At 71.0% G+C, this 14,802-nt stretch carries 13 protein-coding genes; 5 read left to right on the forward strand and 8 right to left on the reverse strand.

Going from position 1 to position 14,802, the window contains the following annotated elements; genetic code table 11:
* Positions 1-71: 71 nt before the first annotated feature.
* The 4 genes from AP234_RS02025 to AP234_RS02040 form a co-directional block, all read right to left on the reverse strand.
* Positions 72-1,481, reverse strand: a complete 1,410-nt coding sequence (locus AP234_RS02025; protein WP_055477765.1) for an NAD-dependent malic enzyme — start codon at positions 1,479-1,481, stop codon at positions 72-74.
* 123 nt (positions 1,482-1,604) lie between these two features.
* Complete coding sequence (locus AP234_RS02030) at positions 1,605-2,534, reverse strand: tetratricopeptide repeat protein (RefSeq protein ID WP_055477766.1); 930 nt, start codon at positions 2,532-2,534, stop codon at positions 1,605-1,607.
* 124 nt (positions 2,535-2,658) lie between these two features.
* Positions 2,659-4,338: a methylmalonyl-CoA mutase family protein gene (locus AP234_RS02035; RefSeq protein ID WP_055477767.1), complete on the reverse strand. Its 1,680-nt coding sequence runs from the start codon at positions 4,336-4,338 to the stop codon at positions 2,659-2,661.
* Between the two features lie 56 nt (positions 4,339-4,394).
* Positions 4,395-4,952: a MarR family transcriptional regulator gene (locus AP234_RS02040; RefSeq protein ID WP_055478201.1), complete on the reverse strand. Its 558-nt coding sequence runs from the start codon at positions 4,950-4,952 to the stop codon at positions 4,395-4,397.
* 401 nt (positions 4,953-5,353) lie between these two features.
* Here AP234_RS02040 and AP234_RS39090 point away from each other — a divergent pair, with 401 nt between their 5' ends.
* Entirely contained in the window at positions 5,354-7,246 is a 1,893-nt protein-coding gene (locus tag AP234_RS39090; RefSeq protein WP_055477768.1) for a hypothetical protein, read from the forward strand.
* Between the two features lie 53 nt (positions 7,247-7,299).
* Positions 7,300-8,058 carry a DUF4230 domain-containing protein gene (locus tag AP234_RS02050; RefSeq protein ID WP_268777995.1) on the forward strand — a complete coding sequence of 253 codons (759 nt, stop codon included), beginning with the start codon at positions 7,300-7,302 and terminating at the stop codon, positions 8,056-8,058.
* Positions 8,059-8,070: 12 nt separating this feature from the next.
* Here the strand turns inward: AP234_RS02050 and meaB are convergent, their stop codons facing one another.
* Positions 8,071-9,021, reverse strand: coding sequence for a methylmalonyl Co-A mutase-associated GTPase MeaB (meaB, locus tag AP234_RS02055; RefSeq protein ID WP_055478202.1), 951 nt, complete (start codon positions 9,019-9,021; stop codon positions 8,071-8,073).
* Between the two features lie 60 nt (positions 9,022-9,081).
* Positions 9,082-10,266 (reverse strand): acetyl-CoA C-acetyltransferase, encoded by a 1,185-nt coding sequence (locus AP234_RS02060; RefSeq protein ID WP_055478203.1) that lies wholly within the window; start codon positions 10,264-10,266, stop codon positions 9,082-9,084.
* Positions 10,267-10,367: 101 nt separating this feature from the next.
* On the opposite strand from AP234_RS02060, the gene mce reads away from it, so the two are divergent.
* Positions 10,368-10,790 (forward strand): methylmalonyl-CoA epimerase, encoded by a 423-nt coding sequence (mce, locus tag AP234_RS02065; RefSeq protein ID WP_055477770.1) that lies wholly within the window; start codon positions 10,368-10,370, stop codon positions 10,788-10,790.
* A gap of 198 nt (positions 10,791-10,988) precedes the next feature.
* The gene (locus tag AP234_RS02070; protein ID WP_055477771.1) at positions 10,989-12,296 is read left to right on the forward strand and encodes a DivIVA domain-containing protein; all 1,308 of its coding nucleotides are present in this window, start codon (positions 10,989-10,991) and stop codon (positions 12,294-12,296) included.
* 141 nt (positions 12,297-12,437) lie between these two features.
* On the opposite strand, the gene AP234_RS02075 is transcribed toward AP234_RS02070, so the two are convergent.
* Positions 12,438-13,169, reverse strand: a complete 732-nt coding sequence (locus AP234_RS02075; protein ID WP_055477772.1) for an alpha/beta hydrolase — start codon at positions 13,167-13,169, stop codon at positions 12,438-12,440.
* Between the two features lie 56 nt (positions 13,170-13,225).
* Complete coding sequence (locus AP234_RS02080) at positions 13,226-13,543, reverse strand: hypothetical protein (RefSeq protein WP_055477773.1); 318 nt, start codon at positions 13,541-13,543, stop codon at positions 13,226-13,228.
* A 241-nt stretch (positions 13,544-13,784) separates the two neighbouring features.
* Between AP234_RS02080 and AP234_RS02085 the strand changes: the two genes are divergently transcribed.
* Complete coding sequence (locus AP234_RS02085) at positions 13,785-14,780, forward strand: iron ABC transporter substrate-binding protein (protein WP_200926189.1); 996 nt, start codon at positions 13,785-13,787, stop codon at positions 14,778-14,780.
* Positions 14,781-14,802: the final 22 nt, after the last annotated feature.

The following is a 14,802-nucleotide window of genomic DNA, read 5'->3' on the forward strand; positions in this document are numbered from 1 at the left end:
CCAGATTACTTTTCGCGTCAGAACATGCGCGAAATGTGTTCAGGCCCCGGTCGATCGCCGATCCCGGTGTCTCAGGCTTCGGTGAAGCCCCGTGCCCTTCCGCCGGCCGACTCGCGCACCGCCGCCGCCACCGCGTTCGCCGCCTCGGGATGGAAGACGCTGGGGATGATGTAGTTGGGTCCCAGCTCCTCCGCCGTCACCACGGCGGCGAGCGCTCGGGCCGCCGCGAGCAGCATCTCCTGGCTGACTATGGTCGCCTGGGCGTCCAGCAGGCCACGGAAGACGCCGGGGAAGGCCAGCACGTTGTTGATCTGGTTGGGGTAGTCGGAGCGCCCGGTGGCCACCACGGCCGCGTGCTCGCGTGCCTCGTCCGGCGCGATCTCGGGCTCCGGGTTGGCCAGCGCGAACACGACCGATCCGTCCGCCATGGCCGCGATGTCCTCACCGTTGAGGATGCCGGGCGCGGAGACGCCGATGAAGACGTCCGCGCCCTTCACCGCGCCGCGCAGATCGCCCGCGTACCCGCCGGCGTTGGTGTGCTCAGCGATCCAGCGCAGCGAGTCGTCCAGGTCCTCACGGCCCAGGTGGACGGCGCCGAGGTAGTCGCAGACGATCACGTGCTGCGCGCCGGCCGCGAGCAGCAGTCGTAGTACGGCGTTGCCGGCCGCGCCCGCACCGGCGAGAGTGATCCGCACGTGCGCCAGGTCCTTGCCCACGACCTTCAGCGCGTTCGTCAAAGCGGCGAGCACGCAGATCGCGGTGCCGTGCTGGTCGTCGTGGAAGACCGGAATGTCCAGCAGCTCGCGCAGCCGCCGCTCCACCTCGAAGCAGCGCGGCGCCGAGATGTCCTCCAGGTTGATGCCGCCGAAGCCCGGCGCGATCACCTGCACGGTCCGCACGATCTCGTCGACGTCCTGGGTGTCCAGGCAGACCGGCCAGGCGTCGATGCCGGCGAACCGCTTGAACAGCGCGGCCTTGCCCTCCATCACCGGCAGCGCGGCGGCGGGGCCGATGTTGCCGAGCCCCAGGACCGCCGAGCCGTCGGTCACCACGGCCACCGAGTTCCGCTTGATCGTGAGACGGCGCGCGTCCTCCGGGTTGCGCGCGATCGCCAGACTCACCCGCGCCACGCCCGGCGTGTACGCCATGGACAGCTCGTCACGGTTGCGCAGCGGCACCTTCGACTGCATCTCGATCTTGCCACCGAGGTGCATCAGGAAGGTGCGGTCGGAGACCTTGTGTATGGTCACGTCCTCGACCGCGCCGAGGCTGTCCACGATCGCCTGCACATGGTCGGTGTCCTTGGCCGCGCAGGTGACGTCGATGCGGAGCTTCTCGTGGCCCGCATTCGTGACGTCGAGGGCCGTGACGACGCCGCCGGCGGTCTCCACGGCGTGGGTGAGCAGGCTGACGGCCTTGCCGCCCGCCGGGACTTCGAGACGAACGGTGATCGAATAGGAAACGCTGGGCACGGTGGCCACGTGTATCCGCTCCTTTGCGGGTGGTTCCGGCTTTACGGAGCCGCGTTGAAACCTATCCATCCTGCCATCTCCGGCCGGCTGATTCAGCCTCCTGCGCTCACGTCTCCGTGGCGTCGCGAGGCACTAGAACAGCGCGCTGGCCAGGGCCCGCCTGGCCCTGGACACCGAGGGGTCGTCCGCGGGCAGCGCGTCGAAGAGCCCGAGCAGGTGGACCCGCACCCTGTCGCGATCGCCTTCCCGCGTCCGGCGGACCACGCCGACGAGCCGGTCGAACGCCTCGTCCACCTTGCCGTTCATCATCTCCAGGTCCGCCGCCTGCAACTGCAGGTCCACATCGGCGGGGTCCGCCGCGGCGCGGCGGAGCACGTCCGCCTCGTCGAGGTGCTGGGTCCGACGCAGCAGTCCGACGCCGGCGAGGCCGATCCTGGCCGCCTCGTCCGCGGGTGAGCGCGCCAGCAGCCGCTGGTAGGCGGCCGCGGCCGCGTCCAGGTCCCCCTGGTCCATGGCCGCCTCGGCGGCGAGGAGATCGGGATCCACCGGCGGCTCCGCCTCCGCGGTCTCTGCGGGTGCCGCCGGCTCGATGCCGAGCTGCTCGAACACCTGGGCCAGCGCCTGCCGAAGCTGCGCCTCCGGCAGTGGCCCCTCGAACAGGGGCATGAGCTGCCCCTGGAAGGCCAGATAGACGGTCGGCACCGCACGCATCCGCAGGGCCTGGGCGAGCTGGGGGTCCGCCTCCACATCCACCCGGGCGAGCGCCCACGCGCCCCCCGCCTCGGCGGCCAGCTTCTCCAGGGTGTTGCTGAACTGCTGCACCTGCTCCGCTCGGCGCACCGTCGCCTCGACGATGACGGGAACGGTCAGCGACCGCTCCACGACATCCGCGTTGAAGGTGGCCGAGGTCACCTCGACGACCGTCGAGGACGCTCCGGCCCCGGCTCCGGCTCCGCCGGGCCCGGCCGCCTCGCGTCGTGCCTGCGCCTCCAATGCCTGCTTGCGAGCGCCTAGGTCGATCGCGCCGTAGAGCGATCCAGGTCGAGAGAACTCCGCTGCCATAGTCCCATCCTGCCGCACACTCACGGCTGATCTGTGCCATCCCACCGCCATCGGGCACGGGGGCACCGGAGGGACCCGGACGGACCGGGGCGCCAGGACATCGGAACAGGACATCGGGACGGCGTCAGAACCGGGCCGGTTCTGAGTAGGTGCCCCATTCCGCGCGCAGCACGTCGCAGATCTCGCCCAGCGTGGCCTCGGCCCGTACGGCTTCGAGCATGGGCGGGATCATGTTCTCCCCGGTCCCGGCCGCGCCGGCGAGCCGGGCCAGTGCCGCTGCCACCGCCCGCGCGTCTCGTGCGGCGCGCCGCTCGCCCAGCGCCCGGCGCTGGTCCCGTTCGACCTCGTGGCTGACTCGGAGGATCTCCAGCGGCTCCTCGACGGTCGCCATGTGGCAGTTCACCCCGACGATCCGCTTGCCGCCCTCCTCCAGTTTCCGCTGGTATTCGAAGGCGGCCTCGGCGATCTGGGCGGTGAACCAGCCGTCCTCGATGCCGCGCAGGATCCCGGAGGTCATGTCCCCGGTGCCCATCTCCCGGATCTTCGTGAAGCAGGACTCCGCCTCGCCCTCCAGCCGGTCCGTGAGCGCCTCGACGTACCATGATCCCCCCAGCGGATCGATCACGTTGGCGACCTCGGTCTCCTCCATGATCACCTGCTGGGTCCGCAGGGCGATCTCGGCGGCCTTCTCCGACGGCAGCGCGAGCACCTCGTCGAGGGCGTTGGTGTGCAGCGAGTTCGTGCCGCCGAGCACGGCCGCCAACGCCTCGATCGCGGTGCGGACGATGTTGTCGTCCGGCTGCTGCGCGGTCAGCGACACCCCCGCCGTCTGGGTGTGGAAGCGCAGCCACTGGGCCCTTTCGGTGCGCGCGCCGTACACGTCGCGCAGCCACCTGGCCCAGATCCGGCGCGCGGCCCGGAACTTCGCGATCTCCTCGAAGAAGTCGATGTGCGCGTCGAAGAAGAACGACAGGCCGGGGGCGAAGACGTCCACGTCGAGGCCGCGCGACAGTCCGAGCTCGACGTATCCGAACCCGTCGGCGAGCGTGAACGCCAGTTCCTGCGCCGCCGTCGCCCCGGCCTCGCGGATGTGGTAACCCGAGACCGACAGCGGCTTGTAGGCGGGAATCTCGGCGACGCAGAACTCCATGAGGTCGCCGATCAGCCTCAGGTGCGGCTCGGGGGCGAACAGCCACTCCTTCTGCGCGATGTACTCCTTGAAGATGTCGGTCTGCAACGTCCCGTTCAACCGCCCGACGGGCACCCCCTGCCGCTCCGCCGCGACGACGTACATGCAGAAGATCGGTACGGCGGGCCCGCTGATGGTCATGGACGTGGTCACCTCGCCCAGCGGGATGTCCGCGAAGAGCAGGTCCATGTCCAGGGCCGAGTCGACGGCCACGCCGCAGTGGCCGACCTCGCCCAGTGAGCGCGGGTCGTCGGAGTCGCGGCCCATCAGCGTGGGCATGTCGAAGGCCACGGACAGGCCGGCCCCGCCCGCCCCGAGGATCATCTTGTAGCGCTCGTTGGTCTGCCGGGCGTTGCCGAACCCGGCGAACTGCCGGATCGTCCAGGGCCGCCCCCGATAACCCGTCGCGTACAGGCCGCGGGTGAACGGGAACTCCCCCGGCCAGCCGATGCGCCCGAACCGCGGGTCGTCGCCCGGCGGCCCGTAGACCGCGTCCACCTCCAGCCCGGAAAGGGTCCGGAAGTCTCGGTCGCGCTTGTACGCGGCGTCGTAGCGCGCCTGCCAGCGGGCCCTTCCCGCCTCGATCGCGGCGGCGCTCGCCGGGTCCCCGTCCATACAGTCTTCGTCCCCGCGAAGTCCCCTGAAAGCCCCTCGAAGTCCCCCAAATCCCCTCAGGGACTGAAGTCGCCGGCCGCGACCCGGAGGGTCCTGAGCAGGTCGAACATCTGCTCAAGTTCCTCATCGCCGTACATTCCCAGGCAGAAACCGGCGTCCATCAGATCGGCGGTGGCCCGCCGTACGATCTCGCGACCCGCATCGGTGATCTCGGCGAGCACGCCGCGGCCGTCCTTCGGGTTGCGCATGCGGCGGACCAGCCCGGCCCGTTCCAGGCGGTCGACGGTGTTCGTCACGCTCGTCGGGTGCACCATGAGCCGCTCGCCGATCTTCGACAGCGGCAGCGAGCCTTCCCGGCTGAACGTGAGCAGCACCAGCGCCTCGTAGCGGGCGAAGGTCAAATCGTACGGCTTGAGCAGCGTGTCCAGTTGCGCCAGCAGGATCTGGTGGGCTCTCATGATCGAAGTGACGGCGGCCATCGCGGACGAGGGGCCGAATCTAGCGCGCCACGTTTCCGCGGCGCGTTCGATCGGGTCGAACGGCAGGCCGAGCGGCTTGGCCGCGCCGGTCGGCGACGGGCCTGAGCTGGGCGGGACATTGGGCGGGACGGACACAGCGATATACGCTATCGCGACCCCGAACATGATCAACCTGGGAACCGAGCGTAACCGGATTCATTCCTTGACCCCAGAACTCCCTCCCCGCGGGTCACGCTCCGTTATGGTTGCCACGTCGAAAGGTGAGGCGGCGGCAAACACCGGGCGCCACGGGGAACCACGTCTGCTAGGCAGTTCGAGCGGGCGTGGCGAGGCCGGCCGGCGGACGGCGTCGGGGGACGCGGTCCGGCGCATGCTGCTCACACAGGCACGGGGGGTTGACTTGATGGGCAGCATGCCTGTCCCGGCGCGCCGTATGCGCCGGATATCGCCGTCGGCGTGGCCAGGGGCCGCGCCGTGCTGTGGGTGACCACAGGGGCGTTCCACGTGGAGAACTGAGACACGGCGCGGTCGTCGCCATGGCCGTGCTGCTCGCGCTCGGGCTCGTCATCGCGTGGAGCGTCCTCATTCCTGGGTTCATGGACTGGGATGACATGGTCACGGCCGTCATCGGTTCGCTTCGGCTGACCGGTCCGGTCGCGGCCGTGTTCACCGCGTGGGTCGCGCTGCGCAGACGCCGGGCCAACCGCGGCCGGGTGCTGACGCCCTGGCGGGCCGCGAAGGCGCCGCTCGGCATTCTCGCGGTCGTCATCTGCTCGTTCGCGGTGACCGTGCTGCTGCTCGGGCTGCGTGCCGCGCTGACCGACCGGTCGGGCCACCTGCCCATCGGCGGGCTCTCGCTGTGCGTCGGCGGCCTGGCGCTGTACGTGATGATCGGCTGGACGGCGGGCTGGGTGCTCCCGTTCGCCGTCACGCCCGTGCTCGCCGGGATCGGCACCTACGGGCTGTTCACCTGGGTGGCGGTGGGCTCGACCTGGGCCGACCGGCTCACCCCGGCCACGCGCAGGCCGTACGACCTGTTCACCGGGGCCGGCCAGGTGGCGTTCACGGATCAGACGCTCTGGCTCCTGGGCCTCAGCACGGCGCTGCTGCTCGGCTGGGTCGCCCTGGTCACCAGGCGCACGCTGGCGCTGGTCGCGGCGGCCATCGCGATGCTGGCGGCGGGCGCGGGGGCCGCCCGGTTGGTGGCCGAGCCGCGGACGGTGGCGGCCACCGAGCGGCTCGCCTCCTCCTGCCAGTCGTGGCCGTTCCCGGTGTGCGTCCGCCCCTCCATGCGAGACGGCCTGACCGAGCTGGCCGGGGTGTTCACCACGCTCGCGCGTCGGCTGGCCGACACCCCCGCCGCCTTCGACCGGGTCGAGCAGCGCGACCGCGACGACAACGCCCCGGTTCCGCCCGGCGTTGCGGTCGTGCATCTCGACGATCTCGGCGCGGGGTTCGCCCGGCGGGCGGTGACCGAGTTCCTCGACCACCTGGCCGCCCCGTGCCCCGGCACGATCTCCAACGGCTACCGGTCCATCATCGCCGCCTGGCTGCGCGGCGAGCCGCTGCCCGCCGGACCGCTGCCCGAGCACCGGTACGCCGCCGTGTGGTTCTCCGGGCTGACCGAGGACCAGCGGCACAACTGGCTGCGGATGTTCTACTCCGATTTCGTCTCCTGCCGGCTGCAGAGCAGGCACTTCGGCGGCGGCGCCCGGCCCGCGGACCCCAACCTGGTCAACTATCCGGTGAATCCGACGCCCGCGTACGCGCCCGCCTACCCCGTCAGCCCGAGCTACCACGGCGACCCGGGATCGGAACACCACGAGACGCCGGGCGCCGGGTTCCCGCACCGGCCCGGCTTAGCTCCGGAGCCGACCCCGGCCGCGTCCCCCGGGCACCCACCGCTCCCCGAGCCCTCCCCTTCGGCCACTCCCTCGGCCGAGCCGCCGTCTCCCCTGCCCGCTTCGCCCAGGCCGACGCCGGGCGCCCCCGCCACCCCCCGCCACCCCACGCACCGTGAGCCCGCACCACGCGAATCCGGGCAACGCGACTCGCGCACACGGGAATCCGGCCCGCGCGAGCCCCGGCAGCGGGAGGACGGCGGCTCCGGACGGCGCCGCGGCTCCATCTCGACACGCCATCCGGAGGGCCCGGGCCGCGCCCCCACACCACCTCGCGCGAACGTTCCCGCCGCCGGGAACACCGGGAACACCGGGAACGCCGGAAACGCCGGAAACGCCGGGAACACCGGCGTCACCAGGGACTCGGGGAACGCCGGCGCCGTTCGCAGCGAGGCGCCCGCCCGGGACGCCGGAGCCGTCCAGGAGAACGGGCCCGCCCGGGACGGCGTACCGGCGCAGACCACCCGGCCGACCCCGGCCACCAGCCCCTCCCCCCGCCTTGGGCTCCTGAGCGGGCTCGGCGGCTAGAGCGTGTCCGACAACCCAGGTGCAAGCCGGGCCATAGCGGGAAGATTCCTTCCGTGGATGGCCAGACTCCAGCCCGTCAGACTCCAACCGGTCGAACCGCGGAAGGCCGGACCTCGGCCGGCGGGCCCTCGACCCCGCCCACGTCGCAGCCCCCTCCCGGCGACACCACGACCCGGCGCTCCTCCCGCCGCGCCTGGCGGTGGCTGGCCGGTTTCCTCTTCATGGTCCTGCTCATCGTGGTCGGCGCACGGCTCACCTGGTCCTGGCTGGACCCGCTCGGGGAGGAGACCGTCGACCGCAGCGGCCCGGTGCTGCTGCGGTCGGTGCAGAACCTGAGCCGGTTCGAGGCGGCCACCGGCAACTTCCAGGTCGTGGTCGACCTGGAGAAGGACGCGGCTTTCCTGCCCGACGCCATCAAGGGCAGCAGGACGCTGTTCGTCGGCGCCGGCAACGTGGACGCCTACGTCGACTTCTCCGGCCTGCCCAAGGACGCCATCACCGTCTCGGCGGACCGTTCAGCCGTGACCGTACGGCTGCCGCACGCCGAGCTGGAGAAGCCCAACCTGGACAACAAGCGGTCGTACATCGTCGCCCAGCAGCGGGGGCTCTTCGACCGCATCTCCGACCTGCTGTCGGCGTCGCCGCAGAACCAGCAGGAGCTCTATCTACTGGCCGAGCGTAAGATCACCGAGGCCGCCGTGGCGAGCGACCTGCGCGACCGGGCGGACCAGAACACCCGGGCGATGCTCGACGGCATGCTGAAGACCCTCGGATTCTCGACCGTCATCATCGAGTACGCCGCCGCGCCCTGACCCATCCACGATCTACGCCTCCGTGCCGGCGGCGACCGCGGCGAGGAGGTCGTCGGCCGCGGTGTAGGGGTCGGTACGCGCGGCCAGCAGGCGTTCGGCCAGCGCGTCGAGCCGGTCTCCATGGAGAGCGGAGAACCTGGAACGGAGCCGGGCCAGCGCGACGGCCTCGATCTCGTCTCTCGCCCGGGCCAGGCGGCGTCGATGCGCCTCACCCGACTCCTCCAGGTATGCCTGGTGCCTGTCCAGCGCGGCCAGCAGCTCGCCGGCGCCCTCGTCCCTGGTCGCCACGGTGGTCACGATCGGTGGTCGCCACGGCGCCGTCGCGAGACCCACCATCGTCCGCAGCTCGCGTACGGTCGCCCGCGCGCCCTCGCGATCGGCCTTGTTGACCACGAGGACGTCCGCGATCTCCAGGATGCCCGCCTTCGCGGCCTGGACGTCGTCCCCCATGCCGGGCGCGAGCAGCACGACGGTGGTGTCGGCCACCCCGGCGATGGCCACCTCGGCCTGACCCGCCCCGACCGTCTCGACCAGGATCACGTCGCACCCGGCCGCCTCCAGCACCCGCAACGCCTGGGGCGTGGCCCAGGCCAGACCGCCGGGGTGACCCCTGCTGGACATGCTGCGGATGAAGACGCCGGGATCGGTGGCGTGGTCCTGCATCCGCACACGGTCGCCGAGCAGCGCCCCTCCGGTGAACGGACTGGACGGATCCACCGCGAGCACGCCCACCCGCGCGCCGCGGCCGCGCAGCACCCGGATGAGCATGCTCGTGGTCGTGGACTTGCCCACACCGGGAGGGCCGGTCAGGCCGATCACCCCCGCGCGATACGGCTCGCGCGCCCCGGCGGCCAGCTCGGCCATGGCCTCACGCAGCGTGCCGTCCGCCGCGCTGCCGGGGTCGGCGACGGCGGCCTCGATCAGCGAGATCAGCCGCGCGACGGCACGCGGCCGTCCCCGCATCACCTCCCCGGCGAGCTCCCCGCCGGTCCCGAGCCGGGTCACGGTCGACCCGTACCCCGCCTACCTGGCGGGCACCCGGATGATCAGGGCGTCACCCTGACCGCCGCCGCCGCACAGACCCGCAGCGCCGAGGCCGCCGCCGCGGCGGCGAAGCTCGTGGGCCAGCGTGAGCACGATGCGGGTGCCGGACGCGCCGATCGGATGGCCGAGGGCGAGGCCGCCGCCGTTCACGTTGACCCTGTCGAGATCGATCCCCAGCTCCTTGACGGACTGCAGCACGACCTGCGCGAACGCTTCGTTGATCTCCACCAGGTCGAGGTCGCCCGTGGTGCGGCCCTCCTTGGCCAGCGCGTGCTTGATCGCGTTGGCGGGCTGCGACTGCAGCGAGTTGTCCGGGCCGGCCACGTTCCCGTGCGCGCCGATCTCGGCCAGCCATTCCAGGCCCAGCTCCTCGGCCTTGGCCCGGGACATCACCACCACTGCCGCCGCGCCGTCGGAGATCTGCGAGGAGGACCCCGCCGTGATCGTGCCGTCCTCGGTGAACGCGGGCCGCAGCTTGGCGAGGGTCTCGACCGTGGTGTCCGGGCGGATGCCCTCGTCGGCGGTGACCATCACGGGTTCCCGCCGTCCGGGCGCGGAGACGGGGACGATCTCCTCCTCGAACAGGCCCTTCTCCGTCGCCTCGGCGGCGAGCCGGTGCGACCTGGCCGAGAACTCGTCCTGCTCCGCGCGGGTCAGGCCCAGGCGTGCGTTGTGCCGCTCGGTGGACTCGCCCATCGCGATCTGGTCGAACGCGTCGGTGAGCCCGTCGAAGGCCATCGAGTCCAGCACGCCGGCCGCGCCGTACTTGACGCCCTTGCGCAGGCCGGGCAGCAGGTGCGGGGCGTTGGTCATCGACTCCATGCCGCCCGCCACGACGATGTCGAACTCGCCGGCGCGGATGAGCTGGTCGGCCAGTGCGATCGCGTCCAGGCCGGACAGGCACACCTTGTTGATCGTCAGGGACGGGACCGTCATGGGGATGCCGGCGCGCACGGCCGCCTGCCGGGACGGAAGTTGCCCCGAGCCGGCCTGGAGCACCTGTCCCATGATCACATACTGGACCTGGTCGGGGGTGACGCCGGCCCGTGACAGGGCGGCCTTGATGGCGATGCCCCCGAGCTCGACGGCGGACAGACCGGAGAGCGAGCCGAGCAGCCGGCCAATGGGCGTACGAGCTCCGGCGACGATGACGGAACCAGACATCGGGACCTCCACGACGAGGATCGGGACGACCGTGTCACGATACCCATGGAGCATTCGGGCGCCCGCAGGCAGCCCGTCTGGTCAGGTACGAACGGAGAAACATGCTGCTCAGGATCGATCACGTCGGCATCGCGTGTCACAACCTCGAAGAGAAGATCGAGTTCTACGAGTCCACCTTCGGGCTGACGGTGGTGAGCCGGGAGATCAACGAGGAGCAGGGGGTCCGCGAGGCCATGCTTCACGTGGCGGACGGCCCGAAGGGCGCCTCCTACGTCCAGCTCCTGGAACCGCTGCACCCCGACACGGCGGTCGGGAAGTTCCTCGCGAGGCGAGGCGAGGGCGTGCACCACATCGGGTACGGCGTCGCGGACGTCGCCAAGGCCCTCGAGGAGATCGGCGCCAAGGGCGTCAGGCTGGTCGACGAGCGGCCCAGGCACGGCTCCATGGGGGCGTCGATCGCGTTTCTGCATCCCAAGGATGTGGGAGGAGTCCTTACGGAACTCGTGGAGTCAGCGAAAGATTGACCCGCCCGCGTAAGCCCGAACGCAAGAAACGTTCATACGTAACAACTCGCGCAGAAAGTCGGAGGGAGCCTCCAATCCCGCAGCACCGGAGTACGCTGGCCTATCACCGGACGTGGGTGCTCATAGGCTTCCCCGCCTCGGATATCCACCCTCCCGTCCGGCCCCCTGTAGCCGTCTCGACAACCAGGATCGAGCCTCATGCAGTCCGACATCGACGCCCAGCTCAACAACTTTTTCGAGGACGCCCCTTCTCGAGAATTCGACGTGGTGCTCCGGGGCTATGACCGGCACCAGGTCCACGACCACTTGAAGACACTCGACACCGAACTGCGTCAGGCCAAGGAGCAGGTCGGCACTCTGCAGCGGGAGCTGTCCGAGTCGAAGCGCCAGCTCCAGGAGCAGGAGCGTCCGACCTACTCGGGTCTGGGCGCCCGGATCGAGCAGTTGCTGCGGTTGGCGGAGGAGCAGGCCACCGAGCTCGTCCAGGCGGCCAGGTCCGAGGCGAACGAGATCCGGGCCGCTGCCAAGGTGGACGCCGCCGACCTGCGGGCCGCCGCGGAGAACGAGGCCGCCGAGAAGCGTGCGCTCGCCGCCCGCGAGGCCGAGGAGATGCGGACCACAGCGGACCGCGACGCCGAGGAGATCCGCTCGACCGCGCGGCGCGAGGCCGACGAGCTGACCGCCACCACCGAGCGCGAGGTGGCCAAGATCCGGGCCACCGCCGACCACGAGGTCGCGGAGAAGCGGGCGGACGCCGAGCGGGAGATCGCCAAGCTGCGCACCACGACCGAGCGCGAGGTCGCCCAGCTCCGGGCCTCCACCAAGCGTGAGCGCGACGAGGTCCTCACCACCGCCAAGCGCCAGGCGGACGAGATGCGGGCGCAGGCGCAGCGCATCCTGGAGGAGTCCGAGGCCAAGCGGGCGCAGGACGAGGCGGAGTTCGAGATCCAGCTCGCGGCCCGCCGCGAGGAGGCCGAGCGCCAGGAGGCCGAGCGCCACGCCACCGCCCAGGCCAACACCCAGAAGCTGGTCGCCGAGGCGGAGCAGCGGGCCGCCACCGCCGAGCAGCGCGCGACCAAGGCCACCCAGCAGGCCGAGCAGACCCGCCGCGAGGCCGACACCCACGCCAAGCAGCTGCTCGCCAACGCGCGTAAGAACGCCGACCAGCTCGTGGCCGAGGCGAAGTCGAGCGCCGAGACCATCGTGACCGACGCGAAGAACGAGGCCGAGCGCACCCGCACCTCGATGCAGCGTCAGGTGGACGAGCTCACCCGGCAGCGCGACAGCATCACCAGCCACCTCGCCCAGCTCCGGCAGCTCCTCGGCGGCGCCCCGCTCCCGGGCATGGAGGCCGAGCCCGCTCCGGTCGCGGCCGCCCCGGCCAAGCCGGCCCTGTCGGCCGCGCCGTCCGTCAGCGAGCCGTCGATCGTCTCGTCGACCCCGGCGGCGGCGCCCGAGCCGGCCGCGGCCAAGAGCGACGACGACTCGGAGTGGTGGCAGGAGTAGCCACCGCGCCGGAGCGTGCATCCGGCGAGTTCGTGACGGCTGAGTTGAACTGAACAGGGCCCGGCGGAGAGCACCGCCGGGCCCTGTCTCACGATTGGATCGTGACACCCGGCCCGACGGCCGGGACGAGGCGAGGCCGGGTCACACACTGGTGGGCAGCGGTGCCGCCGCCGGGTTCACCCGCTTGACGATCTCGTCGAGGACGATCCGTACGTACGGCTCGCCGACCCACAGGTGCTTGGCCCCCTCCACCCCGACGACCTCCGCCTGCGGCACCCTGGCGAACCGCTGTGCGGCCTCCGCCGGTCGCAGGTAGTCGTCGAACTCGGGGACCAGCGCGATCAGCGGACGGCCGAACTCCGCCCAGGCGTCGAGATCCTCGTCCGTCGCCCGGTGCAGCGGAGGCGAGAGCAGGATGGCGCCGGCCACGATCGGGTCGTGTCCCCACCTCAGGGCCAGTTCGGTGCCGAACGACCAGCCAACCAGCCACGGGTTCGGCAGATCGTGGAAGTCGACGTACTCCAGGGCCGCGGCCACGTCCCACCGCTCGCCCTCCCCCTCGTCGAAGGACCCCTGCGAGGTGCCGCGCTCGGATGTCGTGCCCCGCGTGTTGAAACGGAGCACGGCCAGATCGGCCAGCGCGGGCAGGCGGTAGGACGCCTTGCGCAGCACATGGCTGTCCATCATGCCGCCGTGCGTGGGCAGCGGGTGCAGGCAGACCAGCGTCGCCGCCGGCGGCCGAACCGTCGAGCCGTCCTCCGCGCTCACCGGCAGCGCCAGCTCGCCGACCAGCGTCAGCCCGTCCGCCGTGTGCAGCTCGATGTCCTCCCGGTGCGCCGCCAGCACCGTGGACGCCCTGATGTCCGTACCCACGCGATTAACCCCTTGCCTGATGTTCCGGTGGATTTCGCCTGCTCAGTGACGGCCGTTCAATATCGGCTGCGCCCCGGGCCGCGGTTGATCCGGTTGCGCCAGCACGCGGTGTGCCAGTGCCGCCGCTCCTCCTCGCCGCCCGGCCAGGCGGGCCAGCTCACGATATGCGGCAGGCCGGGCCGGATCTCCTGCTCGCATCCCGGGCACCGGTAGGTCCTGGCCGGGGCCGCGCCCGGCACGTCCCGTACGACCCAGTCGCCGTCGGAAGCGGACTCGACCCGGTCCACCCCCGGCACCGAGGTTATCGGCCGTACGGCACCGCGCCCGTCCCGGCGCTGGAACGGGTCACGGCGTCTGGCACGGCGGGGGCTCATGGTAACGATCCTCGGGGAGCTTCATCTGCGGGGGAACGGCGATTCGGTCCTCATTGTTCCGGACCCAGGGGTTCCGGTGCCCATTGGGCCGTTCCTAATCTTCCCGGGACCCCCGTCGCCCTTCCCACCAGACCGTGTATAAGGTATGCCTTACCTAAGATATTGATCGGCTGCTCCGGCCGATGCCCTCCTCCCGAGAGGCAAGGAAGCGATGCGACGTTTGAGGCGACTGGCTCCGGTCATGACAGGGATCGCCGCGCTCACCATATTGACGGCGGCCTGTGGGAACGACTCCGCGGAGTCGGATGCCGGGACGCTCACGCTGTACAACGCCCAGCACGACGACCTTGTCGAGGCCATGGTGGCGGGCTTCACCAAGGAGACCGGCATCCAGGTCGACATCCGTTCCGGGAAGGACTTCGAGCTGGCGAACCAGCTCGTCCAGGAGGGTGACGCCTCACCCGCCGACGTGTTCCTGACCGAGAACTCGCCCGCCATGGTGCTGGTGGACAACAACCAGGGGTTCGCGAAGGTCGACGACGCGACCCTGGCCCAGGTGCCGGCGCAATATATCCCGTCGAGCCGCAATTGGGTGGGTTTCGCCGCTCGGGCGACCGTGCTCGCGTACAACTCCAAGGCGCTGACACCCGACCAGCTCCCCGCGTCCATCATGGATCTCGCCAAGCCGGAATGGCAGGGCAAGGTCGGCATCGCGGCCGGCGGCGCCGACTTCCAGGCGATCGTCAGCGCGGTCGTCGCGGTGAAGGGCGAAGATGCCGCGGGGCAGTGGCTCAAGGGCCTGAAGACCAACGCGAAGATCTACCAGGGCAACGGCGCCGTCATGAAGGCGGTGAACGCCGGCGAGATCCAGACCGGGGTGATCTACCACTACTACTGGTACAAGGACCGGGCGGAATCCGGGGCGAACAGCGCCGACACGGAGCTGAAGTTCTTCGGCGGCAAGGACCCCGGCGCGTTCGTCAGCATCTCCGGCGCCGGCGTGCTGAAGTCCAGCAAGCACCAGGCGCAGGCCCAGCAACTGGTGAAGTATCTCACCGGCAAGAACGGCCAGCAGATCCTGTCCGACAGCAAGGCACTGGAATACAGCATCGCCAGCGACGTGCCCGCCAACCCCGCGCTCAAGCCGCTCGGCGAGCTCGACCCGCCCGCCATCGACGTCGCGACGCTCAACGGCCCCAAGGTGGTCGAGCTGATGCAGCAGGCCGGGCTGCTTTAAGACCCCGGACTCCAGATGCGCC

This window comes from Sphaerimonospora mesophila, assembly GCF_001417795.1.
In the GTDB taxonomy this organism is placed as follows: domain Bacteria; phylum Actinomycetota; class Actinomycetes; order Streptosporangiales; family Streptosporangiaceae; genus Sphaerimonospora; species Sphaerimonospora mesophila.